The sequence below is a fragment of the Pseudomonas sp. ATCC 13867 genome (assembly GCF_000349845.1).
Lineage (GTDB): Bacteria > Pseudomonadota > Gammaproteobacteria > Pseudomonadales > Pseudomonadaceae > Pseudomonas.
This window is the reverse complement of record NC_020829.1, coordinates 863,302-887,886: the sequence shown is the minus strand read 5'-3', so window position 1 is coordinate 887,886 and position 24,585 is coordinate 863,302. Positions and strand designations below refer to the sequence as shown.

Below are 24,585 nucleotides of genomic sequence, written 5' to 3'. Positions count from 1 at the left end.
CCCGCGCCATGACTACCTGTAGGAGCGAGCTTGCTCGCGAACCCACCCCCGCAGCGGGGCTGTTCGCGAGCAAGCTCGCTCCTACGAAAAGCAGACAGGACCAAGTCCCATGCCCCACGTACCCCAAGTGAAGATCCCCGCCACCTACATCCGCGGCGGCACCAGCAAGGGCGTGTTCTTCCGCCTGCAGGACCTGCCCGAGCGCTGCCAGGTGCCCGGCGCGGCCCGCGACAAGCTGTTCATGCGCGTGATCGGCAGCCCCGATCCGTACAGCGCGCACATCGACGGCATGGGCGGCGCGACCTCCAGCACCAGCAAGTGCGTGATCCTGTCGAAAAGCACCCAGCCGGACCACGACGTCGACTACCTCTACGGGCAGATTTCCATCGACAAGGCCTTCGTCGACTGGAGCGGCAACTGCGGCAACCTCTCCACCGCCGCCGGCTCCTTCGCCATCCACGCCGGCCTGGTCGATCCGTCGCGCATCCCGGACAACGGCACCTGCGTGGTGCGCATCTGGCAGGCCAACATCCAGAAGACCATCATCGCCCACGTGCCCGTCACCAACGGCCAGGTGCAGGAGACCGGCGACTTCGAGCTGGACGGCGTGACCTTCCCCGCCGCCGAGATCGTGCTGGAGTTCCTCGACCCGTCCGACGACGGTGAAGACGGCGGCGCCATGTTCCCCACCGGCAACCTGGTGGACGACCTGGAGGTTCCGGGCATCGGCACCTTCAAGGCGACCATGATCACCGCCGGCATCCCGACCATCTTCGTCAACGCCCAGGACATCGGCTACACCGGCGCCGAGCTGCGCGAAGCGATCAATGGCGACCCCGAGCAACTGGCGCGCTTCGAGAAATTCCGCATCGCCGGCGCCCTGCGCATGGGCCTGATCAAGACCCCGGAAGAAGCCGCGACCCGCCAGCACACGCCGAAGATCGCCTTCGTCGCGCCGGCGAAGGACTACGTCACTTCCAGCGGCAAGCAAGTCCAGGCCGGCGACGTCGACCTGCTGGTGCGCGCACTCTCGATGGGCAAGCTGCACCACGCGATGATGGGCACCGCCGCCGTGGCCATCGGCACCGCTGCGGCCATCCCCGGCACCCTGGTGAACCTCGCCGCCGGCGGTGGCGAGCGCAGCGCCGTACGCTTCGGCCACCCCTCCGGCACCCTGCGCGTGGGTGCGGAGGCGAAGCAGGTGAACGGTGAATGGACCGTGACCAAGGCCATCATGAGCCGCAGCTCGCGCATCCTTATGGAAGGCTGGGTACGGGTGCCGGGCGATTCGTTCTGATCGCTGGATTTACCCGTGAAAGCACAAGGCCCGCATCAGCGGGCCTTGTCGTTTCAGAGCGGATTCATGCACGGCATCCCCTTGTAGGAGCGAGCTTGCTCGCGAACAGAGTGAACCGGTGGTGACGGAGCTGGGCGGATTCGCGAGCAAGCTCGCTCCTACAAAAAGCATCAGGCGACGAAGTCGCCCTGCAACTGTTCCAGCAGCACCTGAATCCGCGCCAGGCGCACGGTCGGGTCGTCCATCTCCAGCAGCACCTGCTTCTGCTCGGGATCGAAGGGCAGCAGGTAGGCGAGCTGGCAGGCCAATTCCTGCTGTCCGCTGACTTCCCCGCCCATCTCCAGCGCGGAAACCATCGGATGCATGGACAACGCCTCCAGCAGCGCCGCCAGGTCGTCGTGCTCCTTGGTCAGCGGTTGGTCGGGCTGCTCGTCCAACCACTCCACCTCGGCCACGGTCAACTGATCCGGCTGCACATTGGCGGAAAGCACGCGGAAACGCCGGCCACCCTCGACGCGGATGCCCAGCAAGCCATTGGGCCGCTGCTGCCAGTCGCGGATGCGCGCCTCGCAGCCCACCAGGCTGTAGCGCTCCGGCGCATCGCCGACCTCCTCGCCCTCGACGATGGCCACCACACCGAAACCCGCGCCCTGCTTCATACAGCGGCCGATCATGTCCAGGTAGCGCGCCTCGAAGATCTGCAGGTCGAGACGGCAGCCGGGAAACAGCACGGTGTTGAGGGGGAACAGCGGGAAACTCATGGACACTCCGTCGATTCGTCAGGCAATCAGCGCTACCGCCAACGGTAGCAGCACAGCAGTGGCCACGCCCATCAGGCTCATCGCCAGGGCGGCAAAGGCACCGCATTCCTCGCCTTCCTGCAGTGCGCGGGAGGTGCCCACGGCGTGGGCGGTCATGCCCAGCGCCATGCCCTGCGCGGCCGGGTGATGCACGCCGACGCGGCGCAGCAGTTCCGGACCGAGGATGGCGCCGAGCACGCCGGTGATCAGCACGAACACCGCCGCCAGCGCCGCCACGCCGCCGATCTGGCTGGCCACCAGCATGGCGATCGGCGAGGTCACCGACTTGGGCGCCAGGCTCATCAGCATTTCGTGATCGATGCCGAACAGCCAGCCCAGGCCGATCCCCAGCGTGGTGGCGAACAGACCGGCCACCACCAGGGTGATCAGGGTCGGCCAGAACAGCTGGCGAATGCGCTTGAGGTTGAGGAACAGCGGCACCGCCAGGGCCACGGTGGACGGGCCGAGCAGGATGGTCAGCACCTTGGCGCTGGTGCTGTATTCGGCATAGTCGATGCCGCAGGCCAGCAACACCGCGATGACGATCAGCATCGACACCAGCACCGGCTGCAGGAACACCCAACGGGTGCGCTCGTAGGCGGCCAGCGCCAGTTGGTAGGCACCCAGGGTAACGCCGACGCAGAACAATGGATGATGAATGACGGACGACACCGCACCTTGCCAGTCGAACATCAGGCGCCCTCCTTCTGCTTGCGCTGGCGGTCGATGAGCTTCTGCATCAACCAGCCGGCAAAGATGAAGGACAGCACCAGCGACAGCGACAAGGCACCGACGATGGCCCAGAAATCCGCGGCAATCTGCTTCGCGTAGACCATCACCCCCACCGCCGCCGGCACCAGCAGCAACGGCAGGTAGCGCAGCAGCGAGGCGGCCGCCTCGTTCACCGGGTTGCTCACCTCGCCGTTCCACACCAGGAAGGCGAACAGCAGCACCAGCCCAATGATGGGGCCGGGAATCATATGCAGGATGAGAGCATTCAGGCCCGTGCCGAGCAGTTGGAACAGCACCAGCCAGGTCAGGCCGCGTAACAACATCAGGGACATCTCCAGCGCAAGGAGGCGCCATTATGCCCAGCCGGGCACTGCTATGGCACGGCATTCGCCCAAAGCATGAAAGCCGGACCGGCTTGACCGCATCCGATGCCCATGCTGATCTACCGGCTGCTTTACGATCTGCTGGACGCCTTAGAAGAACAACGCATTCCCCGGAGGAAACATGGCATTCGTACCCGTAAGCGCACTGAAGGACTACATCGGCAAGGACCTGGGCCATTCGCAGTGGCTCACCATCGACCAGGAGCGCATCAACCAGTTCGCCGAGTGCACCGAGGACCACCAGTTCATCCACGTCGACCCGGAGAAGGCGAAGAAGACCCCGTTCGGGAGCACCATCGCCCACGGCTTCCTCTCCCTGTCGCTGATCCCGAAACTCTGCGAAGGTCTGCTGGTGCTGCCGGAAAACCCCAAGATGGTGGTCAACTACGGCCTGGACAGCGTGCGCTTCATCCAGCCGGTGCCGGTCAATTCCCGCGTGCGCCTGCAAGTGACCATCAGCGACATCACCGAGAAGAATCCCGGCCAATGGCTGATCAAGGCGCGCTGCACCCTGGAGATCGACGGACAGGCCAAGCCCGCCTACATCGCCGAATCCCTGAGCCTGTGCTTCGTCTGACGGCCGTTGCCGCATCGCTGTGAAAAAAGCCCGCGTCCGCGGGCTTTTTTGCGTCACACTGGCATCGCGTCCCTCCGCCGATTCGAGATGTCCATGCCACGCCACCTCCTGCCCCTCGGCCTCGCCCTGCTCCTTGCAGCCTGTGGCGAAGGCGAGCCTCTGACTCCCCCCGACGGCCGCCTGCCCGATGGCGCGCGCTACCGCGGCGAGCTGGTGGATGGTCAGTTGCAGGGCAAGGGCCGCCTGGACTACCCCAACGGCGCCTGGTACGACGGTGAGTTCGACAAGGGCCTGCAGAGCGGCCAGGGCACGTGGCACGGCGGTGACGGCTCGACCTATGTCGGCAGCTTCCGCGAGGGCCTGTTCGATGGGCGGGGGCATCTGCAGTTCGCCGACGGCAGCGTCTACGACGGCCAGTTCAAACAAGGCGAGTTCGACGGCGAAGGACGTCTGAGGCAAGGCCAGACCCAGTACAGCGGCGGCTTCCGCAAGGGTCGCTACGACGGCGCGGGCACCCTCGAACTGCCCGACGGCACCCGCCACCAGGGCTGGTTCGCGGGCGGCGAGGCCAGTGGCGAGGGTTCGCGCCTGGACAGCCTCGGCAACCAGTACACCGGCCACTTCAAGAACGGCACGCTCAACGGCAAGGGCACCTTCCGCGACGATGCCGGCGACCACTACAGCGGCGAGTTCCGCAACGACCAGTTCGACGGCAAGGGGCGCTTCCAGAACCTCTCCGGCGACGTCTGGCTCGGCCGCTTCCGGGAAGGCTCGCTGGACGGCCCGGGCGAGTTCATCGGCAGCGACGGCAGCCGATACCTGGGTGAGTTCCGCCAGTGGCGCTTCGATGGCAAGGGCACCCTCAGCCAGGCCGACGGTCAGGTCTACAGCGGTGCGTTCTCCCGTGGCGAATACGCCGGCGAAGGCACCCTCACCCGCAGCGACGGCAGCATCCAGCGCGGCAGCTGGAGCAACGGCCAACGCATCCGCGACGAGCACGGCGCGCTGCTGCCCAATGCGCTGGAAGTCGGCCTGCTGGAACAGGGAACGTTGCTGGACAAGGCGCTGGCCGCCATCCCGCGCTCCACCCCGGCCATCGAACTCTACGGCCTGAGCGTCGGTGGCGACGGCAAGCAGAGCGTCTTCCTGCGCGAGGCCGACTACGTCGCCAAGCTGCTGGGCAAACGCTTCGGCGGCCAGGGCGTGGTGACGCTGGTGAACCACCGCGACCACCTCACCGACCGCCCGATGGCCACCCGCGAAAGCCTCGCCCGTACCCTGCGCACGCTGGCCGAGCGCAGCGGACCGGAAGACCTGGTGTTCATCTACCTGACCAGCCACGGCTCCCACGACCACCAGTTGGTGCTGGACATGCCGGGGCTCAAGCTCAACGACCTGCCGGCCAGCGAACTGGCCACCCTGCTCGCGCCATTGAAGGATCGTCACAAGGTTCTGGTGATATCGGCCTGCTACAGCGGTGGCTTCATCCCCGCGCTCAAGGACGACAAGACACTGATCATGACCGCCGCGCGCAGCGACCGGGTATCCTTCGGCTGCTCCGAGGAGGCCGATTTCACCTACTTCGGCGACGCGCTGTTCGCCAAGGCCCTCCAGCAGACCGACGACCTCGAGAAAGCCTTCGCGCTGGCCAGCGACACGGTCGCGCGGCGCGAGAAGGAGGAACAGTTCGAGCCCTCGGAACCGCAACTCTGGGCACCGGCGGCGGTCCTATCGCGCTGGAAGGCGCTGCGTACGCAGCAACGCCCTGCGGTGTTCGATACGAAGAATGCCGCCGCACAAGCAAAACAATAGGCCGGCAACTAAGCTTGTCAGTGTGTCAGGGAGAAACACAGATGTACTCAACACCGACGAATGTCCTGCTTGCTGGCGCTACCGGTCTGACCGGTGAGCACCTGCTCGACCGCATGCTCAACGAGCCCACCGTCAAGCGCGTACTCGCGCCGACCCGGCGAAAGCTGGCCGAACATCCACGCCTGGAAAACCCCATCGGCCCGCTGGCCGAACTGATTCCGGCGCTGACCCGACCGGTCGATACCGTGTTCTGCTGCCTGGGCACAACCATCAAGGAGGCCGGCTCCGAAGAGGCCTTCCGCAGCATCGACTTCGACCTGCCATTGGCCCTGGGCGCACGCGGCCTGGAGCTGGGCGCGCGGCACTACGTGGTGATCAGTGCGCTGGGCGCCGACAGCAAGTCGTCGATCTTCTACAGCCGGGTCAAGGGCGAACTGGAAGACGCCCTGCGCCAGCAAGGCTGGCCGCAACTGACCATCGCCCGCCCCTCGCTGCTGCTGGGCCAGCGCGAAGAGGTACGTCTGGCCGAACTGCTCGCCGCCCCCTTCGCCCGCATCCTGCCGGGCAAGCTGCACGGCATCGAAGCCTGTGCCCTGGCCCGCGCGCTCTGGCGCCTGGCGCTGGAAACCGGCAAGGGCACCCGCGTCGTCGAATCGGACGAGTTGCGCCGGCTGGGTAAGTAATCTTTCGCAGGTGCAGGACATGCGTCCGTTCGCGGCCGTACGCCCCGGACCATGCTCAACCGCTTTCCGTAGGAGCGAGCTTGCTCGCGAACCGGACCCGCTGCGGGGCTGTTCGCGAGCAAGCTCGCTCCTACAGGGTCAGCGTGGGCGCCCAGGATACGCGCCGTCAGTTCCCGCCGCGCACCTGCAGGCCGACGCCCAGCTCCGCCGCGATGGAAAACGGCAGCAACAGCGTATCCAGCAGCGCGCTGCCCGGCAGGTCCAGCCCCGGATACGCCGGCGCCTCGACGCCGAAGCGGTCCATCGGGCAACAGCCACCCTGGAGCGAATACCAGTCCAGTCGAGTGCCGGCATAGATCAGCGGCGCGTCGGGCTTGCCGGCATTGAGGGTCTTCACGGTGGCGCAGCCGCCCAGTTGCAACAGCAGCAAGGCGGCGAGAAGCTTATTCGTCACTGACAAGATGGTGTTCGCCCCAGCGCGGCAGCATGTCCTGGGGAATGCCCAGTTGATTGAGGATGCGCGCGACGACGAAGTCGATCAGATCGTCGACCGTCTGCGGCTGGTGATAGAAGCCTGGAGCGGCCGGCAGGATCACCGCGCCCAGGTTGGACAGCTTGAGCATGTTCTCCAGGTGGATGCTGGAGAACGGCGCTTCGCGCGGCACCAGGATCAACTGGCGGCGCTCCTTCAGCGCCACGTCGGCGGCGCGCTCGATCAGATTGTTGCAGGCGCCGGTGGCGATGGCCGAGAGCGTCCCGGTCGAACAGGGCACCACCACCATCGCGCTGGGCGCGCCGGAGCCGGAGGCCACCGGGGCCATCCAGTCTTCCTTGCCGTACACGCGAATCTGCCCCGGCGCGGCGCCGGTGTATTCGCTGAGGAAAGCCTGCATCGCCTGCGGCTTGCCCGGCAGGGTCACGTCGGTCTCGGTGGCCACCACCAGTTGTGCGGCCTTGGAGATCAGGAAGTGCACCTCGCGGTCTTCCTGAACCAGGCAGTCGAGCAGGCGCAGGCCGTACTGGGCGCCCGAGGCACCGGTCATGGCGAGGGTGACGCGTTCGGCTCCGGCCATGTTCAGCCCTCCAGCGCCTGGGCCAGCTTGCCGTGCAGGCCGCCGAATCCGCCGTTGCTCATGACCACCACCTGGGTGCCTGGCGTGGCGATGGCTTTCACGCCCGCGATGATGGCGTCCAGCGAGTCGCACACCTGGGTCGGCACGGTGGAGCTGGCGACGGTGGCGGCCAGGTCCCAGCCGAGGTTCGGCGGCGCGTACCAGAACACCGTGTCGGCCTGCACCACGGACTCCGGCAGGCCGTCGCGGTGGGCGCCGAGCTTCATGGAGTTGGAGCGCGGTTCGACCACGGCGATCACCTTCGCATCGCCGACGCTCTTGCGCAGGCCGTCGAGGGTGGTGGCGATGGCGGTCGGGTGGTGGGCGAAGTCGTCATAAATGGTCACGCCGTTGACCTCGGCAACCTTCTCCATGCGCCGCTTGACGCTCTTGAAGGCCGACAACGCGGCGCAGCCCAACTCCGGCACCACGCCGACATGGCGGGCCGCCGCGAGGCAGGCCAGGGCATTGGCGACGTTGTGCTGGCCGGTCAGTTCCCAGTCCACGGTGCCCTGGGCCTTGCCGTCGAACAGCACCTCGAAGTGCGAGCCGTCTTCGCTGAGCAGGCGCGCCTGCCACTGGCCGCCTTCGCCGGTGGTCTGCACCGGGGTCCAGCAGCCCATGTCGATCACGCGCTTGAGCGCGGTTTCGGAGGTCGGATGGATGACCAGGCCTTCGCCGGGGATGGTGCGCACCAGGTGGTGGAACTGCCGCTCGATGGCCGCGAGGTCGGGGAAGATGTCGGCGTGGTCGAATTCCAGGTTGTTCAGGATCGCCGTGCGCGGGTGGTAGTGGACGAACTTGGAGCGCTTGTCGAAGAAGGCGCTGTCGTACTCATCGGCCTCGACCACGAAGAACGGAGTGCCGCCCAGGCGCGCAGAGACGCCAAAGTTCTGCGGCACGCCGCCGATCAGGAAGCCCGGGCTCATGCCGGCGTGCTCCAGTACCCAGGCCAGCATGCTGCTGGTGGTGGTCTTGCCGTGGGTGCCGGCAGCCGCCAGGACCCAGCGGCCCTGCAGCACGTGGTCGGCCAGCCACTGCGGGCCGGAGACGTAGGGCAGGCCCTTGTTCAGCACGTATTCCACCGCCGGGTTGCCGCGCGACAGGGCGTTGCCGACCACCACCAGGTCCGGGGCCGGCTCCAGGTGCGCGGGATCGTAGCCCTGCATCAGCTCGATGCCCTGGGCTTGCAGCTGGGTGCTCATAGGCGGGTAGACGTTGGCGTCGGAACCGGTCACACGGTGGCCCAGCTCCTTGGCCAGGACGGCCAGCGACCCCATGAAGGTGCCGCAGATGCCGAGAATGTGGATATGCATGCAGACTCCTGCAATCAAGCCTTTGAAGGCGCTTCGAATGGGCGGCAGAGTAGCACAGCGCGCCCCCGCGCGGCCCGCCGCCGGGGCATCGGACGACGAGGCGGGGAGGCAGTTCCCGGCAGGGAGTGAGGGGGATCGCTTTTCCATCGTCGGCTGGCGATTACGGAGCGCCTGCAATCAGTCCCGATATCCGTGCCTGCCTCGGTTCGCGAGCAAGCTCGCTCCTACAGGTCTGGCACGCGGGCTCTTCGTAGGAGCGAGCTTGCTCGCGAACCGCAGCCGAGTGAAAGACAGTTGTCCCTACGAGATTGCCCCTCTCAGCTCCGGCGGCTCAGGCCGTGGCGATTGAGCTTGCGGTAGAGCGTATTGCGGCTGATGCCCAAGTGCTGCGCCACCCGGCTGACATGCCAGTGATGCGCCTCCAGCACTTCCAGCAGCGCCACGCGTTCGGCGTTGCCCAGCGCATCGCCGCTCGTCTCGCTCGCAACGATCGTCGCGACAACAGCGGGAGACGACGCACGACGCAAATCCGGCGGCAGGTCGGCCATCTGGATGCGCCCGCCCTCGCACAGCGCGCACAGTGTGCGCAGCACATTGCGCAACTGGCGCACGTTGCCCGGCCAGGGGTAGTCGAGCAGGTGGCGGCGCACGTCGTCGTCCAGGCGCACGGCGCGGCCCTTGCTCTCCTCGGCGAGCAGATGCTCGAGCAGCGCTTCGCGGTCCTCGCGCTCGCGCAGCGGCGGCAGCGCGACCACCAGGCCGTTGAGACGGTAGTAGAGGTCTTCGCGGAACTGCCCGGCAGCCACCAGCGCTTCGAGATCGCGGTGGCTGGCGCTGATCAGGCGGATGTCCACATCCTGCGGCTCACCGCCGATGGGCACCACCTGGCGCTCTTCCAGCACGCGCAGCAGGCGCGTCTGCAGGGCCAGCGGCATGTCGCCGATCTCGTCGAGGAACAGCGTGCCGCCATCGGCCTGCTGCAGCTTGCCGCGCATGCCTTCCTTGCGCGCACCGGTGAAGCTGCCGCCGCGATAGCCGAACAGTTCGCTCTCGATCAGGGTTTCGGGAATCGCCGCGCAGTTCAGCGCGACGAAGGCTTTGCCGGCACGCTCACCGCCCAGGTGCACGGCGCGGGCGAAGGCCTCCTTGCCGGTGCCGGTCTCGCCCTGCAGCAGCAGCGGCACGTCATGGGCGTAGACCTTCAGCGCACGGCGGAAATCATGGGCCAGTTGCGGATCGTCGATGCACAGCCCCTTGGCCAGGGGCACCCGCGGCAGCACCGGAGCAGCCGGCACGGCGCGCTGTCCGCGCAGCAGGGCAAACAGCGTGCGGCCGGAATGCGTGCGCAACGGCCAACTGGCCGTGGGCTGCGGATCGGCGCGCCTGAGCAGGTCATCCAGCCGGCAGTCGAAGAATTGCTCCAGCGCACGTCCCAGCAGACTCTCGCGATGGCTGCCGAGCAGGTTGATGGCGCTCTGGTTCGCCGCCTGGATGCGCCCGTCGCCGTCGAAGGCCAGCATGCCCTCGCTGAACAGGCCAAGACCGTCCGGCTGCAGGTGGAAGCGCAGCAGCCACTGCTCCTCGAAATGGCGCAGGAAGTAGCAACCCTCGATGGCCTTGGCCGACAGATTGACCAGCGCCATCGTGTGGAACTGGCTCTGCCGCGACACCTCGCGGCGCGCTGAGGAAACGTCGAGCACCGCGAGCAGTTCGCCCTGCGGGTCGAACACCGGGCTGGCCGAGCAGGTCAGTCCGGTGTGGCGGCTGCGGAAGTGTTCGTCCTGGTGGATGGTCAGCGCCTGGCGCTCGACCAGGCAGGTGCCGATGCCATTGGTGCCTTCGCGTGCCTCGCTCCAGTCGGCGCCGAGCCACAGCCCGGCCTGTTCGAAGGTGCGGCGGTCGACGTCCTCGCTGACGCAGTTGAGGATGATGCCGCGCGAGTCGGTGAGCAGCACTGCATGGCCGGCACCGGAAAGCTGCTGGTGCAGGCTGCTCATCTCGCCGCTGGCGATTTCCAGCACCTGCTGCAAACGCTCGCGGCGCTCCAGCATGCGGGCGTGTTCCAGTACGGTGGGCGCCTGGGTCTGGGCCGGATCCAGGTGGTGCTGCTCCAGGCAGCGCAACCAGGAACGGGCAATCGACGGATCGGCGCCGGGAGCGCCGGCACGGACACGGCCCTCGGCGACGGTCATGACCTGGCGGGCGTGGCGACTCATATCGTTGGCACGCATTCTTGTTGTTCTCCGCAAAGGGGACGGGGAGGCAGCCCCGAAGGTCCGTCGCCGTCATGAATCGGCCACGAACCTCGGACAGCATCCTCCACGTGTCCGGGCAATGCAACGCCTGTCCGACCGTCAGGTCACGACTGTCACGCATACGGGACAAAGTGTCACCACGCACTGTCCCAGGCCTGCCACAGCGGGCGTTTCAGCACCCCCGACGGAATCCCCGAGGCCTTGTGCGGCGCGGCTTGCGCTGGCATGGCCCGGCCCTTGCTCTACGCTTGTTCAACGTCCTCCCCAACAAGCACAAGACCCAGGAGATCCGACCATGCGTTATGCCCATCCCGGTAGCGAAGGCGCCATCGTTTCGTTCAAGGCGCGCTACGGCAACTACATCGGCGGCGAATTCGTCCCGCCGGTGAAGGGTCAGTACTTCACCAACACCTCGCCGGTGAATGGCCAACCCATCGCCGAGTTCCCCCGTTCCACCGCCGAGGATATCGACAAGGCGCTGGACGCCGCCCACGCCGCCGCCGATGCCTGGGGCCGCACTTCAGTGCAGGACCGCTCGCTGGTGCTGCTGAAGATCGCCGACCGCATCGAACAGAACCTGGAACTGCTGGCCATCACCGAAACCTGGGACAACGGCAAGCCGATCCGCGAAACCCTCAACGCCGACATCCCGCTGGCCGCCGACCACTTCCGCTACTTCGCCGGCTGCATCCGCGCCCAGGAAGGCTCCGCCGCCGAGATCAACGACAGCACCGTGGCCTATCACATCCACGAGCCGCTGGGCGTGGTCGGACAGATCATCCCGTGGAACTTCCCGCTGCTGATGGCCGCGTGGAAACTCGCCCCGGCCCTGGCCGCCGGCAACTGCGTGGTGCTCAAGCCGGCCGAGCAGACCCCGCTGGGCATCTGCGTGCTGATGGAAATGATCGGCGACCTGCTGCCGCCGGGCGTGCTCAACGTCGTCCAGGGCTTCGGCCGCGAGGCCGGCGAGGCGCTGGCCACCAGCAAGCGCATCGCCAAGATCGCCTTCACCGGCTCGACCCCGGTGGGCTCGCACATCCTCAAGTGCGCCGCCGAGAACATCATTCCGTCTACCGTGGAACTGGGCGGCAAGAGCCCGAACATCTACTTCGAAGACATCATGCAGGCCGAACCCTCGTTCATCGAGAAAGCCGCCGAAGGCCTGGTGCTGGCCTTCTTCAACCAGGGCGAGGTGTGCACCTGCCCGTCCCGCGCCCTGGTGCAGGAATCCATCTACCCGCAGTTCATGGATGTGGTGATGAAGAAGGTCAAGGCGATCAAGCGCGGCGACCCGCTGGACACCGACACCATGGTCGGCGCCCAGGCCTCGCAGCAGCAATACGAGAAGATTCTCTCCTACCTCGACATCGCCCAGCAGGAAGGCGCGCAGATTCTCACCGGCGGCCAGGTCGAGCGCCTGAGCGGCGACCTCGCCAGCGGCTATTACATCCAGCCGACCCTGCTCAAGGGCAACAACAAGATGCGCGTGTTCCAGGAGGAAATCTTCGGTCCGGTGGTGGGCGTCACCACCTTCAAGGACGAAGCCGAAGCGCTGGCGATCGCCAACGACACCGAGTACGGCCTGGGCGCCGGCCTGTGGACCCGCGACATCAACCGCGCGTACCGCATGGGCCGTGGCATCAAGGCCGGCCGCGTGTGGACCAACTGCTACCACCTGTACCCGGCGCACGCCGCGTTTGGTGGCTACAAGAAGTCCGGCGTGGGCCGCGAGACCCACAAGATGATGCTCGACCACTACCAGCAGACCAAGAACCTGCTGGTGAGCTACGACATCAACCCGCTGGGCTTCTTCTGAGTCTCTCCTGATCCATCCGCCCGGTTCGCGCCGGGCGCGTCCTCACATCGATCCTTGCGCGGCCCACGGGCCGCGCTTTTTTTGCCTGGGGAAAAGCGGCTTTTCGTAGCGAGCTTGCTCGCGAACCTGCCAGGCTGCAGAGCTGCCGGGGAATTCGTTCGCGAGCAAGCTCGCTCCTACAGATGAGCCTCAGTTGGCGTCGCTACGCCACTGCCGCGGACTGACCCCGAACCAGCGGCGGAAGGCGCGGGAAAATGCGCTGGTCTCGGAGTAACCGAGCAGCGGCGCCAGCTCGGAGATGGGCCGCTGGCGCTGGCGCAGGTAGTGCAGTGCCAGCTCGCGACGGGTGTTTTCCACCAGTTGGCTGAAGCTCAGGCCAGCCTCGCGCAGGCGCCGCTGCAGGCCGGCGGTGGTGAGCTCCAACTGCTCGGCGACGGCCTCCAGGGACGGCTCGCCATCCGCCAGCGCCAGGCGAATCTGCGTACCGGCATCCTCCACCAGGTTCGGCGCGCCGCCCTGCTCGCCCAGGCGACGGATCACGTCCTGCACCAGGAACAGCAGGTTGGCGTCACGCTCGGGCATCCGCCGGTCGTAAAGATCGCGCTTGGGGATCAACATCGAGTTGCAGCCACGCTGGAACAGCACCGGCGCATCGAACACCCGCGAGTGTTCCTGCCAGCTTTCCGGGCGGGCGTGCTCGAAGCTCACCGCACGCGGCGCCCAGTCCTGGCCAAGCGCATGGCGCATCAGGTTCAGCGCCATGCCCAGGGTCAGCTCGGCGTCCTGGCGGCGCTCGAGGATGGCGCCGTGGCGCACCTGGTAATCGAAGCGATAGCACTCGCCGCAATCCACCAGGCGGATCAGGGTATCGTGCTGGTGATAGGGGAAGGCCGCGGCGAAATTCCTCAACGCGTCTTCCAGGGTTTCCGAACAGAGGCCCACATAGCCCAGCAGGCCCAGCTCGCGCGGGCGGAACTGCTCGCCGTAGCGCAGACCGAAGTTGTCGCAACCCGACTGTCGCGCGGCCTCCTCGAGTACCTGGCAGTAGTTGGTCAGCGCCAGGCTCAGGGTCGGATGCAGCAGACGCTCCGGGTCGATGCCGGCGCGGCCGAAGACGCGATCGATGTCACCACCCTGGTCGCCGATGAAGCGACCCAGGCCGCTGGCGGCGGCGGACAACACGCCGATGTTGCTGGCCAGGGGCAGGCTCAGGCCGGACGGGGAAAACAGAGGCTGGCTCATGTCGGTTACCGATCTTGTTATGAAACACGCAGGGCACGTCGGACTCATCCACGAAGCAAATCCCGTGCCTCGCCCCTCATCGTCCCGGCAGTCACACACCGCGCCCTGCCTGGCCGGCAGTTGCCACCGCATGGGGCATCCGGCCCAATTTCGGCACCGTAATCGGGCGCGGCGCCCTGGGTGGGGCGATGGGTAACAGCCAGTTGACCTTGCGCGGCGAAAGCCGGTTCCAGCAGTCAAGTCTCGCGGGGCCTTGCGCCACTACCATCGAAGCTCGGGTATCCGTCCACGCCCTTGCGGCCCGCCCCCTTGCGGCCTATCCCTTGCGGAGAGAGGAATAACAACAATGAGCGCATCACAACTCAAACCAACGCTTGGCACCCTGCACCTCTGGGGGCTCGCCGTGGGCCTGGTGATCTCCGGCGAATACTTCGGCTGGAGCTACGGCTGGGCCGCCGCCGGCACCCTGGGTTTTCTCGTCACCACGCTGATCGTGGCGGTGATGTACACCTGCTTCATCTTCAGCTACACCGAGCTGACCACCGCCATCCCCCACGCCGGCGGCCCCTTCGCCTACAGCCTGCGGGCCTTCGGCAAGACCGGCGGGATGATCGCCGGCGTCGCCACCCTGATCGAGTTCGTCTTCGCCCCGCCGGCCATCGCCATGGCCATCGGCGCCTACCTCAACGTGCAGTTCCCCGGTCTCGATCCGAAGTGGGCGGCCACCGGCGCCTACGTGATCTTCATGACCCTGAACATCCTCGGCGTGAGCATCGCCGCCACCTTCGAGCTGGTGGTGACCGTGCTGGCGGTAGCCGAGCTGCTGGTCTTCATGGGCGTGGTGGCGCCGGGCTTCAGCTTCAGCAACTTCGTGCTCAACGGCTGGGCCGGCTCGGACGTCTTCGGCGCCCCGGCGATGGCCGGTATCTTCGCCGCGATCCCCTTCGCCATCTGGTTCTTCCTCGCCATCGAGGGTGCGGCGATGGCCGCCGAGGAGGCCAAGGATCCGAAACGCACCATCCCGCGCGCCTACATCGCCGGCATCCTGACCCTGGTGTCGCTGGCCATCGGCGTGATGATCTTCGCCGGCGGCGTCGGCGACTGGCGCGCCCTGTCGAACATCAACGACCCGCTGCCGCAGGCGATGAAAGCCGTGGTGGGCAACGACTCCACCTGGATGCACATGCTGGTGTGGATCGGCCTGTTCGGTCTGGTGGCGAGCTTCCACGGCATCATCCTGGGCTACTCGCGGCAGTTCTTCGCCCTGGCTCGCGCGGGCTTCCTGCCGCGCGGCCTGGCCAAGCTGTCGCGCTTCCAGACCCCGCACCGCGCCATCCTCGCCGGCGGCGCCGTGGGCATCGCGGCGATCTTCAGCGACAGCCTGATCAGCCTGCAGGGCATGACCCTGACGGCGGCGATGATCACCATGAGCGTGTTCGGCGCCATCGTCATGTACATCATGAGCATGTTCAGCCTGTTCAAGCTGCGCCGCAGCGAGCCGGACCTGGAGCGCAGCTTCCGTGCGCCGGGCTACCCGGTGGTGCCGGCCATCGCGCTGGTCCTGGCGCTGGTCTGCCTGGCCGCGATGCTATGGTTCAATAGCGTGATCGCCTCGGTGTTCCTGGTGCTGATGATCGGCGGCTGCTCCTGCTGCAGCATCGTCATCAGCCTCAATCGCGGCACCGACGCCTCGTTCGCCAGCCAGGGTTGAGGAGAAGCGCCATGTCCGGATTCGTCCACAGCGTCGGTGGCCAGACCTGGCGCTTCGACAGCCTGCGCGAGGTGATGGCCAAGGCCAGCCCGGCGCGCTCCGGCGACCGCCTCGCCGGGGTCGCCGCCGGCAGCGACGCCGAGCGCGTCGCCGCGCAGATGGCGCTGGCCGACATCCCGCTCAAACGCTTCCTCGACGAAGCGCTGATCCCCTACGAAAGCGATGAAGTCACCCGGCTGATCATCGACAGCCACGACCGCCAGGCCTTCGCCCCGGTCAGCCACCTCACCGTGGGTGGCCTGCGCGACTGGCTGCTCGGCGATGCGGCCGACGAAACCAGCCTGCGCGCCCTGGCGCCAGGGCTGACGCCGGAGATGGCGGCAGCGGTGTCGAAGATCATGCGCGTACAGGACCTGGTGCTGGTCGCGCAGAAGATCCGCGTGGTGACCCGCTTTCGCAACACCATGGGGCTGCGCGGGCGCATGTCCACGCGCCTGCAACCCAACCACCCGACGGACGACCCGGCCGGAATCGCCGCCAGCGTGCTCGACGGGCTGCTCTACGGCAACGGCGACGCCATGCTCGGCATCAACCCGGCCACCGACAGCCTGCAGTCGATCTGCACCCTGCTGGAGATGCTCGACGCGATCATCCAGCGCTACGAGATTCCCACCCAGTCCTGCGTGCTGACCCACGTCACCAGCTCCATCGAGGCGATCAACCGCGGCGCGCCGCTGGACCTGGTGTTCCAGTCCATCGCCGGCACCGAAGCGGCCAACGCCAGCTTCGGCGTGAGCCTGTCGATCCTCAAGGAAGGCTACGAGGCCGGGCTGTCGCAGAAGCGCGGCACGCTCGGCGACAACCTCATGTACTTCGAGACCGGCCAGGGCAGCGCGCTATCGGCCAACGCCCACCACGGCGTCGACCAGCAGACCTGCGAGACCCGTGCCTACGCGGTGGCGCGGCACTTCAAGCCGTTCCTGGTGAACACCGTGGTCGGCTTCATCGGCCCGGAGTACCTGTACAACGGCAAGCAGATCATCCGCGCCGGACTGGAAGACCACTTCTGCGCCAAGCTGCTCGGCGTGCCCATGGGTTGCGACATCTGCTACACCAACCACGCCGAGGCCGACCAGGACGACATGGACATGCTCCTGACCCTGCTGGGCGTGGCCGGCATCAACTTCATCATGGGCATCCCCGGCTCCGACGACGTGATGCTCAACTACCAGACCACCTCCTTCCACGACGCGCTCTACGCGCGCCAGACGCTGGGCCTGAGGCCGGCGCCGGAATTCGAGGCGTGGCTTGCGCGCATGGAAATCCTCCGCCAGCAGGACGGCCGCGTGCAGATGGCCGGCCAACTGCCCGGCGCCTTCCGCCACGCACTCGCGCAACTGTCCTGAGTTGAGGAGTTTTCGATGAGCGACAGCTTCACCCCCAACCCCTGGCAGGAACTGCGCCGCCTGACCTCAGCGCGAATCGCCCTGGGTCGCGCCGGCACCAGCCTGCCGACCGGCGCCCAGCTGGACTTCCAGTTCGCCCACGCCCAGGCGCGCGACGCCGTGCACCTGCCCTTCGACCGCGACGGCCTCGCCGCGCAACTGGCCGAGCGCGGCCGCGACACCCTGCTCCTGCACAGCGCCGCCGCCGACCGCGATACCTATTTGCAACGGCCCGACCTGGGTCGCCGGCTGAATGAGGAATCGGCGGACATCCTGCGCCGCCATGCCGACCGCCATCCGCAGGGCTATGACCTCGCCGTGGTGATCGCCGACGGCCTCTCCTCGCTGGCGGTGCAGCGGCACAGCCTGCCCTTCCTCGAACGCATGGAGGAACAGGCACGCAACGAAGGCTGGAGCCTGTCGCCGGTGGCTCTGGTGCAGCAGGGCCGCGTCGCCGTAGCCGACGAGGTCGCCGAACTGCTGCGGGCGAAGATGGTGGTGATCCTGATCGGCGAGCGCCCCGGCCTGTCGTCGCCGGACAGCCTCGGCCTGTACTTCACCTGGGCGCCGAAGGTCGGCCTGAACGATGCCTATCGCAACTGCATCTCCAACGTGCGCCTGGAAGGCCTGAGCTACGGCCTGGCCACGCACCGGCTGCTGTACCTGATGCGCGAGGCGTGCCGTCGGCAACTGTCGGGAGTGAACCTGAAGGACGAGGCGGAACTGCCGGCACTGGAAGGCACAGGGCCTGGGGCGAATTTCCTGCTGACCTGAGGCGCCACCCGCGGCGTGATGCTCTCTTTTTGTAGGAGCGAGCTTGCTCGCGAACCGCCCAGGTACCGGAGCTGTCGGAAAATACGATTCGCGAGCAAGCTCGCTCCTACAGTCGGTCTCCCCCTGACGAATCAGCCTTCCTGTCACCCCCCGCAAAACTACGCAAGCAAGCTTGCTCCTGCAGACTGCGCAGACCCGTCTGCCATGCATTCCAGATCAAACGCTTGCTTGGATTGCGCTTTCAACAATTTCTGGTGCAGCATCGGATACATTGCTTATCCGCTGGCATAACCCCTGCATTGCCCTGCCAGCCTATCCACACCACACCGAGGCCCGCCCATGCGTATCGTGCAAGCCACGCTCGACCACCTCGATCTGCTCGCCCCGCTGTTCGTCAAATACCGCGAGTTCTACGGCATGCTCCCCTACCCCGAGTCCTCGCGGAAATTCCTGGAAAAGCGCCTGCGCCGCAAGGAATCGGTGATCTACCTGGCCCTGGCCGACGACAGCGACGACAAGCTGCTGGGCTTCTGCCAGCTCTATCCGAGCTTCTCCTCCCTGTCCCTCAAGCGCGTGTGGATCCTCAACGACATCTACGTCGCCGAGGAATCGCGCCGCCAACTGGTGGCCGACCACCTGCTGCAAACCGCGCGGCAGATGGCCCGCGAGACCCAGGCCGTGCGCATGCGCGTCTCCACCAGCGTCAACAACGAAGTGGCGCAAAAGGTCTACGAGTCCATCGGTTTCCGCGAAGACAGCGAGTTCAAGAACTACATCCTGCCGATCAGCGACGACCTGGTCTGACGGCTATCCCGGGGCCCGCCAGTATCAGTGGGCCGGTCGCACGCGAGTGAAGGCCGGCCATCGACTCGCCACCCGGCGCGCCGTACTTCGACCACGGCCTGAAGCCCCGCCCCGAGGCTTGACCAGCGCCCGAACGGAGGGCTCCTGCGCATTTGTCACACGGCATTTCAGCCATCGTTCCAACCGAATTTTCACCTTCGACCTGTAATATCCTGAGCTGACGTTCGTCGCAGGACGCGATGAAGCGCGTTTCCGGCACGCAACCGCCCCTATAATGCGCACCCCGGCCGCTCACCCCGCTGTCAACACAGGCTTCTCATGGATTTCAACCCGATCGACCTGATTCTCCATCTCGACACCTACCTGTCCCTGCTAGTGAGCAACTACGGTGTCTGGATCTACGCCATCCTGTTCCTGGTGATCTTCTGCGAGACCGGCCTGGTCGTAACGCCCTTCCTCCCCGGCGACTCGCTGCTGTTCATCGCCGGCGCCATCTGCGCCACCGGCGGCATGGACCCCTGGCTGCTCGGCGGCCTGCTGCTGGTCGCCGCCATCACCGGCGACAGCACCAACTACGTGATCGGCCGAACCCTGGGCAAACGCCTGTTCAGCAAGCCGGACTCGAAAATCTTCCGCCGCGACTACCTCGACCAGACCCACGCCTTCTACGAACGTCACGGCGGCAAGACCGTGACCCTGGCGCGCTTCCTGCCCATCGTGCGGACCTTCGCACCGTTCGTCGCCGGCATGGCCTACATGCCCTACCTGCGCTTCCTGTTCTTCAGTGTGGCCGGCAGCGTGGCCTGGGTCGGCGGCCTGGTGACCCTGGGCTACTTCTTCGGCAACGTGCCGTTCATCAAGCAGAACCTCTCGCTGATGATCATCGGCATCATCGCCTTCTCCCTGCTGCCCATGATCATCGGCTTCATCCGCCACAAGATGCGCCCGTCGGCCAAGGCCCAGACCAGCGAGCACTGAGCCGGCCATGTGGTCCTTCAGCGACTGGCGCCGCCGACGCTTCCTCGCCCGCCACCCGCTCGACGCGCAGTTGTGGGCACAGGTACGCCGGCGCCTGCCGATCCTCGATGGCCTGAACGATGACGAACTGCGCCTGCTCGGCGAGCGGGCGCTGCTGTTCCTGCGCGACAAGCACCTCTCCGCCCTGCCCGGTGTCGAGCTCGACGACCTCCGCCGCCTGCTGCTCGCCACCCAGGCGCAACTGCCGCTGCTGCACCTGCCGGAGCTGAACTGGTACCAGGGCTTCCACGAACTGGTGCTGTACCCCGACGACTTCGTCAGCCCGCAGAAGCACCGGGACCCGGCCGGCGTCGTCCACGAGTTCGACGACGAGCGCGCTGGCGAAACCTCGCTGCAGGGCCCGGTGATCCTCGCCTGGCCCGGCGTGGAAAGCGGCGGCGGTTGGGACGCCTACAACCTGGTGATCCACGAACTGGCGCACAAGCTGGACATGCTCAACGGCGACGCCAACGGCCTGCCGCCGCTGCACCGCGACATGCGCGTCGCCGACTGGGCCACCGCGATGCAGAGCGCCTACGACGACATGAACCGCCAGCTCGACCGCGATCCGCGAGCTCACACCGCCATCGACCCCTACGCGGCAGAGAATCCGGCGGAGTTTTTCGCTGTCACCAGCGAATACTTCTTCACCGCACCCGACCTGCTGCACGAGGCCTATCCGAAGGTCTACGAGCAGCTCGCACTGTTCTACCGGCAAGATCCGCTCTCGCGCCTCAAGCAGCTTCAGCGCGAGCACCCCGAATATCAGGAAACTCAGGCGCAGTAAGCGATGTCTGTGGCTTGGCCACGGCAATCTCACTATAATCCGCCGCACTTTTTCGGCCCGACAACCCCCTGGAGTCGTCCATGAGCTACAGCAGCATCCCGGCTGGCAAAGACCTGCCGAACGACATTTACGTCGCCATCGAGATCCCGGCCAACCACGCGCCGATCAAGTACGAAATCGACAAGGACACCGACTGCCTGTTCGTCGACCGGTTCATGGCCACCCCGATGTTCTACCCGGCCAACTACGGCTTCATCCCGAACACCCTGGCCGACGACGGCGACCCTCTGGACGTGCTGGTCGTGACCCCCTACCCGGTCGCTCCGGGCTCCGTGATCCGCGCCCGTCCGGTTGGCGTGCTGAACATGAGCGACGAAGCCGGCGGCGACGCCAAGCTGATCGCCGTACCGCACGACAAGCTGAGCGTCCTGTACAAGGACGTGAAGGAATACACCGACCTGCCGGCCCTGCTGCTGGAACAGATCAAGCACTTCTTCGAGAACTACAAGGATCTCGAGAAGGGCAAGTGGGTGAAGGTCGAAGGCTGGGGCGACACCGCCCAGGCCCACGACTACATCAACAAGGCCGTCGCTGCCTTCCAGGCCAAGTGATGGTGGCGCGGGTGACCGCGCCGTGAAGAGCCCCGCCCAGGCGGGGCTTTTTCATGACCGGGATTAGGCTTTTCGTCCCGACTTTGCTACCATCTGCGCCCCGCACGCAGCTCGCTGCGCTGCCACAGAATCAAGGCGGTCCGCCGTACCAGAAGTAAGGTTGGACCACCCCCTGAAAGCCGGCCACAAGCCGGCTTTTTTAATGCCTACGGAAATCCACTGGCAGCCATAAGGCTCTATAAAATCAAGGGCTTGAGGCCTAGCATTGTCTCGAGACATCCGACGAAGACTGGCAGAATCCATCGCCAAAGTGTGGGTGAAGGTGTGGGTAAGGTGAGAGGTCCCTCTTCCCAGGCCCTGGACCTCATTCGCCAGCACGAAGGTTTCGGCCGCCGCTCCCCGACGCCGAGGGCAATGGCGACTTCCTGGTGGCCTTGCGCTCGCCCATTCTGCACGAGCGGCATCGCCACCTGTTCGCCGGCTGCGGCATTGTCGAGAACTCAGGGCCCGAGAACGGGGACGAAGAGAGCGAGGCCAAGCGGCGCAGCATTTTTCACGCCCTGGAGATCGAGTCGTAATAGCCACGACGAAGCACCGGACCCGCACTTTCGTTCAAGGAAAATGCCGTTTCCCATGCTGGAGAAACGGCATTCTCCACCTTATCGCCCCACCTGTCCGCGCATGAAGATACGAATCACCGTATCCAGGTGGGCTTGCATCGAGATACGCGCCGCTTCCGGGTCTCGGCGCTCGATGGCATCGAGTATCCTGCGGTGCTCGTTTTCCGAGCGGTGCGGCATGTCCTCTGGCGTGTAGTGAGCTTGCAGGCGCTGGAACATCGAGCCGTAACGGTGCCCGAGCAAATGCTGGATCAACAGGCCATACGCTGGATTGCCGCTCGCCTGGGCGATACGGATGTGGAAGAGCCGGTCCCCTGGGTGGGTCTGGGAACGCCCGAGGTTATCCTCGACGTTGCGTTCGAACGCCTCGCGAATCCCCCGAAGCTCCTCGTCGCTCGCCAGCTCCGCCGCCAATGCCGCGCATTCGGGCTCGACCAGGCGGCGCGCCTGCAACAGTGAGAACGGGGGGATTTCCGCGTTGAAGTCGACCTCTATACCCAGTTCCGGGTCGATCTCGCGCCACTGATCACGTGAAGCCAACTCCATCACGGGAGCATCGACCAGTTCCATCGGCGGTTCACAGACGATCACCCCGTTGCCGACGCGCACATCCACCAGGCCAATGACCTCCAGGGCGATCAGCGCCTCGCGCACCGAAGCGCGACTGACGCCAAGCTGCTTGGCCAAATCACGCTCGGCAGGCAAGCGGCTGCCGGGTGGAAACTCGCCACTTTCGATCAAGGCTCTGAGCTGGTCGGCTATCTGACGGTAAAGTCTTTTGTTATCAACAACTTGTAATGGCATCTAGAGACTCGACAGGCAAGTGTGTGACGACTCATCGGCGAAAAATTTCTATGCCTGAACTTGTAGGAATATTTTTCACGTGCTAACTATTGGCTCAATGGTCAGGCCATTGAGCCCTGGAGTCCGAGTCATCATAGCAAAGATGAAGCCAGAATCCGGGGCTTGCCGCACCTCAAATGGCCTGACCTTTGATCCATTAATAATAAATATCAGGAGTCAGTATGGACCTTGCCGGTAAAAGGGTTCTCCTTACCGCCGCAGCTCAGGGCATCGGCCGCGCCAGCGCCGAAGCCTTCCTTGCCGCCGGTGCCGAAGTGATCGCGACCGATGTCAACGGCGACGCTCTCGCCAGCCTGGCCGGCGCCCAGCAGGAAATCCTCGATGTCACCGATCCCCAGGCCATCGTTGCGCTCGCTCAGCGCGTGGGCCAGATCGATGTGCTGTTCAACTGCGCCGGCTATGTGCACAGCGGCACGATTCTCGAGTGCGATGAGAAAGACTGGAATTTCTCTTTCGAACTCAACGTCAACGCCATGTACCGCATGATCCGTGCTTTCCTCCCCGGCATGCTGGCCAAGGGCGCCGGCTCGATCATCAACATGGCCTCGGTGGCATCCAGCGTGAAAGGCGTGCCCAATCGCTTCGCCTACTGTGCGAGCAAGGCCGCGGTGATCGGCATGAGCAAGGCCATTGCCGCGGACTACATCGGCCAAGGCATTCGCTGCAACGCCATCTGCCCCGGCACCGTCGAGTCGCCCTCCCTGCGCCAGCGCATCGCTGCGCAAGCCCTCGCGGAGTCGCGTAGCGAGAGTGATGTCTACGCCAGCTTCGTCGGCCGCCAGCCCTTGGGGCGCATCGGCACGCCCGAGGAAATCGCCCAGTTGGCGCTGTACCTCGCTGCCGACGCCTCGGCCTTCACCACCGGGACCGTGCAGGTCATCGATGGCGGCTGGAGCAACTGACCCAATCTGTGGAGTGACCCGATGAAACTTCTACGATATGGCGCCAAGGGCGCCGAACGCCCCGGACTGCTCGACGCGGACGGCCGGCTCCGCGACCTTTCCCAGCACATCGGTGATATCGCCGGTAACGTGCTGACCCCGGAGGGTCTCGACGGCCTGCGCCAGCTCGATCCGCGAAGCCTGCCGCTGGTGGATGGGACGCCGCGCCTCGGCGCCTGCGTCGGCCAGGTCGGCAAGTTCATCTGCATCGGCCTGAACTATGCCGACCATGCCGCCGAATCGGGCATGGAAGTGCCCGCCGAGCCGGTGATATTCAACAAGTGGACCAGTGCCATCTGCGGCCCCGACGATGACGTGGAAATCCCCCGCCAGTCGACCAAGACCGACTGGGAAGTGGAACTGGGCGTGGTGATCGGCCGTGGCGGCCACTACATCGACGAACGCCGGGCGCTGGAGCATGTGGCCGGTTATTGCGTGATCAACGATATCTCCGAGCGTGAGTACCAGTTGGAACGCGGCGGCACCTGGGACAAGGGCAAGGGCTGCGATACCTTCGGCCCGCTCGGTCCGTGGCTGGTGACCGCCGACGAGATCACCGACCCGCACCAGCTGGACATCTGGCTGGAAGTCGACGGCAAGCGCTACCAGAACGGCAATACCCGCACCATGATCTTCCGGGTACCGCAGATCATCGCCTACCTCAGTCGCTTCATGAGCCTGCAACCGGGCGACGTGATCTCCACCGGGACCCCACCGGGCGTTGGTCTGGGCCTGAAGCCTCCAGTCTATCTGCGCCCTGGCCAGCACATGCGCCTGGGTATCGATGGCCTGGGCGAACAGAACCAGCGCACGGTACAAGCCGACTGACCCAGCGGTCGGCACGCTGCCGGCCGTACCAGAACAAGAACCTGTTTACGGTCTCGCGAGCTAGAGCGGAACAAGGCGAGGACACGGAGTCTACGAGTTGTAAATGGCACGTACTCGCTTCGCGAGCCCCCACGGGGCCGCACTGAAGTGCGTTAGCC

General features: G+C 65.9%; 24 protein-coding genes. 15 read left to right on the top strand and 9 right to left on the bottom strand.

Annotated elements, in window-relative coordinates:
• The first annotated feature begins 109 nt into the window (after positions 1–109).
• Positions 110–1,297, top strand: coding sequence for a 2-methylaconitate cis-trans isomerase PrpF (gene prpF / locus H681_RS04135; RefSeq protein ID WP_015475578.1), 1,188 nt, complete (start codon positions 110–112; stop codon positions 1,295–1,297).
• Between the two features lie 170 nt (positions 1,298–1,467).
• Here prpF and H681_RS04130 read toward each other — a convergent pair whose 3' ends face one another.
• From H681_RS04130 to H681_RS04120, 3 genes are read right to left on the bottom strand one after another with little or no spacing between them, the layout of a single operon-like run.
• Positions 1,468–2,058 (bottom strand): LON peptidase substrate-binding domain-containing protein, encoded by a 591-nt coding sequence (locus H681_RS04130; RefSeq protein ID WP_015475577.1) that lies wholly within the window; start codon positions 2,056–2,058, stop codon positions 1,468–1,470.
• An 18-nt stretch (positions 2,059–2,076) separates the two neighbouring features.
• Positions 2,077–2,790: an LrgB family protein gene (locus tag H681_RS04125; RefSeq protein WP_015475576.1), complete on the bottom strand. Its 714-nt coding sequence runs from the start codon at positions 2,788–2,790 to the stop codon at positions 2,077–2,079.
• Positions 2,790–3,152: a CidA/LrgA family protein gene (locus H681_RS04120; protein WP_015475575.1), complete on the bottom strand. Its 363-nt coding sequence runs from the start codon at positions 3,150–3,152 to the stop codon at positions 2,790–2,792. Before H681_RS04120 ends, H681_RS04125 begins: the two co-directional genes overlap by 1 nt.
• 181 nt (positions 3,153–3,333) lie before the next feature.
• On the opposite strand from H681_RS04120, the gene H681_RS04115 reads away from it, so the two are divergent.
• From H681_RS04115 to H681_RS04105, 3 genes are all read left to right on the top strand, one after another.
• Positions 3,334–3,789, top strand: coding sequence for a MaoC family dehydratase (locus H681_RS04115; RefSeq protein WP_015475574.1), 456 nt, complete (start codon positions 3,334–3,336; stop codon positions 3,787–3,789).
• A gap of 93 nt (positions 3,790–3,882) precedes the next feature.
• A complete protein-coding gene (locus H681_RS04110; RefSeq protein ID WP_015475573.1) occupies positions 3,883–5,601 on the top strand; it encodes a C13 family peptidase in 1,719 nt (572 codons plus the stop codon).
• Between the two features lie 41 nt (positions 5,602–5,642).
• Entirely contained in the window at positions 5,643–6,284 is a 642-nt protein-coding gene (locus tag H681_RS04105; RefSeq protein WP_015475572.1) for an oxidoreductase, read from the top strand.
• A 166-nt stretch (positions 6,285–6,450) separates the two neighbouring features.
• On the opposite strand, the gene H681_RS04100 is transcribed toward H681_RS04105, so the two are convergent.
• The 4 genes from H681_RS04100 to H681_RS04085 form a co-directional block, all read right to left on the bottom strand.
• Positions 6,451–6,738, bottom strand: a complete 288-nt coding sequence (locus H681_RS04100; RefSeq protein ID WP_015475571.1) for a YceK/YidQ family lipoprotein — start codon at positions 6,736–6,738, stop codon at positions 6,451–6,453.
• On the bottom strand, positions 6,728–7,357 hold the full coding sequence (ubiX, locus tag H681_RS04095; protein ID WP_015475570.1) for a flavin prenyltransferase UbiX: 630 nt from the start codon (positions 7,355–7,357) through the stop codon (positions 6,728–6,730). The genes H681_RS04100 and ubiX overlap by 11 nt, the downstream gene beginning before the upstream one ends.
• Before the next feature lie 2 nt (positions 7,358–7,359).
• Positions 7,360–8,712, bottom strand: a complete 1,353-nt coding sequence (gene mpl / locus H681_RS04090; protein ID WP_015475569.1) for a UDP-N-acetylmuramate:L-alanyl-gamma-D-glutamyl-meso-diaminopimelate ligase — start codon at positions 8,710–8,712, stop codon at positions 7,360–7,362.
• A 317-nt stretch (positions 8,713–9,029) separates the two neighbouring features.
• Entirely contained in the window at positions 9,030–10,943 is a 1,914-nt protein-coding gene (locus H681_RS04085) for a sigma-54-dependent Fis family transcriptional regulator (protein WP_015475568.1), read from the bottom strand.
• 319 nt (positions 10,944–11,262) lie between these two features.
• On the opposite strand from H681_RS04085, the gene exaC reads away from it, so the two are divergent.
• The gene (gene exaC / locus H681_RS04080; protein ID WP_015475567.1) at positions 11,263–12,783 is read left to right on the top strand and encodes an acetaldehyde dehydrogenase ExaC; all 1,521 of its coding nucleotides are present in this window, start codon (positions 11,263–11,265) and stop codon (positions 12,781–12,783) included.
• Between the two features lie 189 nt (positions 12,784–12,972).
• Here exaC and qhpR read toward each other — a convergent pair whose 3' ends face one another.
• The gene (gene qhpR, locus H681_RS04075; RefSeq protein ID WP_015475566.1) at positions 12,973–14,025 is read right to left on the bottom strand and encodes an AraC-like transcriptional regulator QhpR; all 1,053 of its coding nucleotides are present in this window, start codon (positions 14,023–14,025) and stop codon (positions 12,973–12,975) included.
• Between the two features lie 346 nt (positions 14,026–14,371).
• Here qhpR and eat point away from each other — a divergent pair, with 346 nt between their 5' ends.
• From eat to H681_RS27085, 8 genes are all read left to right on the top strand, one after another.
• Complete coding sequence (gene eat / locus H681_RS04070; protein WP_015475565.1) at positions 14,372–15,736, top strand: ethanolamine permease; 1,365 nt, start codon at positions 14,372–14,374, stop codon at positions 15,734–15,736.
• Positions 15,737–15,747: 11 nt separating this feature from the next.
• The gene (locus tag H681_RS04065) at positions 15,748–17,142 is read left to right on the top strand and encodes an ethanolamine ammonia-lyase subunit EutB (protein WP_015475564.1); all 1,395 of its coding nucleotides are present in this window, start codon (positions 15,748–15,750) and stop codon (positions 17,140–17,142) included.
• Positions 17,143–17,157: 15 nt separating this feature from the next.
• Positions 17,158–17,955, top strand: a complete 798-nt coding sequence (gene eutC, locus H681_RS04060; RefSeq protein WP_015475563.1) for an ethanolamine ammonia-lyase subunit EutC — start codon at positions 17,158–17,160, stop codon at positions 17,953–17,955.
• A 339-nt stretch (positions 17,956–18,294) separates the two neighbouring features.
• Positions 18,295–18,759: a GNAT family N-acetyltransferase gene (locus H681_RS04055; RefSeq protein WP_015475562.1), complete on the top strand. Its 465-nt coding sequence runs from the start codon at positions 18,295–18,297 to the stop codon at positions 18,757–18,759.
• A 318-nt stretch (positions 18,760–19,077) separates the two neighbouring features.
• Positions 19,078–19,737 (top strand): DedA family protein, encoded by a 660-nt coding sequence (locus H681_RS04050; RefSeq protein WP_015475561.1) that lies wholly within the window; start codon positions 19,078–19,080, stop codon positions 19,735–19,737.
• Positions 19,738–19,744: 7 nt separating this feature from the next.
• Positions 19,745–20,563 carry a zinc-dependent peptidase gene (locus tag H681_RS04045; RefSeq protein ID WP_015475560.1) on the top strand — a complete coding sequence of 273 codons (819 nt, stop codon included), beginning with the start codon at positions 19,745–19,747 and terminating at the stop codon, positions 20,561–20,563.
• Between the two features lie 80 nt (positions 20,564–20,643).
• A complete protein-coding gene (gene ppa / locus H681_RS04040) occupies positions 20,644–21,174 on the top strand; it encodes an inorganic diphosphatase (RefSeq protein ID WP_015475559.1) in 531 nt (176 codons plus the stop codon).
• A 428-nt stretch (positions 21,175–21,602) separates the two neighbouring features.
• Positions 21,603–21,752, top strand: coding sequence for a menaquinone-specific isochorismate synthase (locus H681_RS27085; protein WP_015475558.1), 150 nt, complete (start codon positions 21,603–21,605; stop codon positions 21,750–21,752).
• Between the two features lie 81 nt (positions 21,753–21,833).
• Here the strand turns inward: H681_RS27085 and H681_RS04035 are convergent, their stop codons facing one another.
• Positions 21,834–22,598, bottom strand: coding sequence for a FadR/GntR family transcriptional regulator (locus H681_RS04035; protein WP_015475557.1), 765 nt, complete (start codon positions 22,596–22,598; stop codon positions 21,834–21,836).
• A gap of 221 nt (positions 22,599–22,819) precedes the next feature.
• Here H681_RS04035 and H681_RS04030 point away from each other — a divergent pair, with 221 nt between their 5' ends.
• Together H681_RS04030 and H681_RS04025 are read left to right on the top strand one after the other, a co-directional pair.
• The gene (locus tag H681_RS04030) at positions 22,820–23,560 is read left to right on the top strand and encodes an SDR family oxidoreductase (protein ID WP_015475556.1); all 741 of its coding nucleotides are present in this window, start codon (positions 22,820–22,822) and stop codon (positions 23,558–23,560) included.
• Between the two features lie 21 nt (positions 23,561–23,581).
• A complete protein-coding gene (locus H681_RS04025; RefSeq protein WP_015475555.1) occupies positions 23,582–24,427 on the top strand; it encodes a fumarylacetoacetate hydrolase family protein in 846 nt (281 codons plus the stop codon).
• Positions 24,428–24,585 lie beyond the last annotated feature (158 nt).

Excerpts from the sequence above, each read along its gene's own strand:
- H681_RS04055 (WP_015475562.1), top strand. The coding sequence starts at position 18,295 with ATGCGTATCGTGCAAGCCACGCTCGACCACCTCGATCTGCTCGCCCCG.
- mpl (WP_015475569.1), bottom strand. The coding sequence starts at position 8,712 with ATGCATATCCACATTCTCGGCATCTGCGGCACCTTCATGGGGTCGCTG.
- exaC (WP_015475567.1), top strand. The coding sequence starts at position 11,263 with ATGCGTTATGCCCATCCCGGTAGCGAAGGCGCCATCGTTTCGTTCAAG.
- eat (WP_015475565.1), top strand. The coding sequence starts at position 14,372 with ATGAGCGCATCACAACTCAAACCAACGCTTGGCACCCTGCACCTCTGG.
- ppa (WP_015475559.1), top strand. The coding sequence starts at position 20,644 with ATGAGCTACAGCAGCATCCCGGCTGGCAAAGACCTGCCGAACGACATT.
- H681_RS04110 (WP_015475573.1), top strand. The coding sequence starts at position 3,883 with ATGCCACGCCACCTCCTGCCCCTCGGCCTCGCCCTGCTCCTTGCAGCC.
- H681_RS04065 (WP_015475564.1), top strand. The coding sequence starts at position 15,748 with ATGTCCGGATTCGTCCACAGCGTCGGTGGCCAGACCTGGCGCTTCGAC.
- H681_RS04030 (WP_015475556.1), top strand. The coding sequence starts at position 22,820 with ATGGACCTTGCCGGTAAAAGGGTTCTCCTTACCGCCGCAGCTCAGGGC.
- H681_RS04085 (WP_015475568.1), bottom strand. The coding sequence starts at position 10,943 with ATGCGTGCCAACGATATGAGTCGCCACGCCCGCCAGGTCATGACCGTC.
- H681_RS04105 (WP_015475572.1), top strand. The coding sequence starts at position 5,643 with ATGTACTCAACACCGACGAATGTCCTGCTTGCTGGCGCTACCGGTCTG.
- prpF (WP_015475578.1), top strand. The coding sequence starts at position 110 with ATGCCCCACGTACCCCAAGTGAAGATCCCCGCCACCTACATCCGCGGC.
- H681_RS04120 (WP_015475575.1), bottom strand. The coding sequence starts at position 3,152 with ATGTTGTTACGCGGCCTGACCTGGCTGGTGCTGTTCCAACTGCTCGGC.
- H681_RS04130 (WP_015475577.1), bottom strand. The coding sequence starts at position 2,058 with ATGAGTTTCCCGCTGTTCCCCCTCAACACCGTGCTGTTTCCCGGCTGC.
- H681_RS04045 (WP_015475560.1), top strand. The coding sequence starts at position 19,745 with ATGTGGTCCTTCAGCGACTGGCGCCGCCGACGCTTCCTCGCCCGCCAC.
- H681_RS04125 (WP_015475576.1), bottom strand. The coding sequence starts at position 2,790 with ATGTTCGACTGGCAAGGTGCGGTGTCGTCCGTCATTCATCATCCATTG.
- H681_RS04035 (WP_015475557.1), bottom strand. The coding sequence starts at position 22,598 with ATGCCATTACAAGTTGTTGATAACAAAAGACTTTACCGTCAGATAGCC.
- H681_RS04115 (WP_015475574.1), top strand. The coding sequence starts at position 3,334 with ATGGCATTCGTACCCGTAAGCGCACTGAAGGACTACATCGGCAAGGAC.
- qhpR (WP_015475566.1), bottom strand. The coding sequence starts at position 14,025 with ATGAGCCAGCCTCTGTTTTCCCCGTCCGGCCTGAGCCTGCCCCTGGCC.
- eutC (WP_015475563.1), top strand. The coding sequence starts at position 17,158 with ATGAGCGACAGCTTCACCCCCAACCCCTGGCAGGAACTGCGCCGCCTG.
- H681_RS04050 (WP_015475561.1), top strand. The coding sequence starts at position 19,078 with ATGGATTTCAACCCGATCGACCTGATTCTCCATCTCGACACCTACCTG.
- ubiX (WP_015475570.1), bottom strand. The coding sequence starts at position 7,357 with ATGGCCGGAGCCGAACGCGTCACCCTCGCCATGACCGGTGCCTCGGGC.
- H681_RS04025 (WP_015475555.1), top strand. The coding sequence starts at position 23,582 with ATGAAACTTCTACGATATGGCGCCAAGGGCGCCGAACGCCCCGGACTG.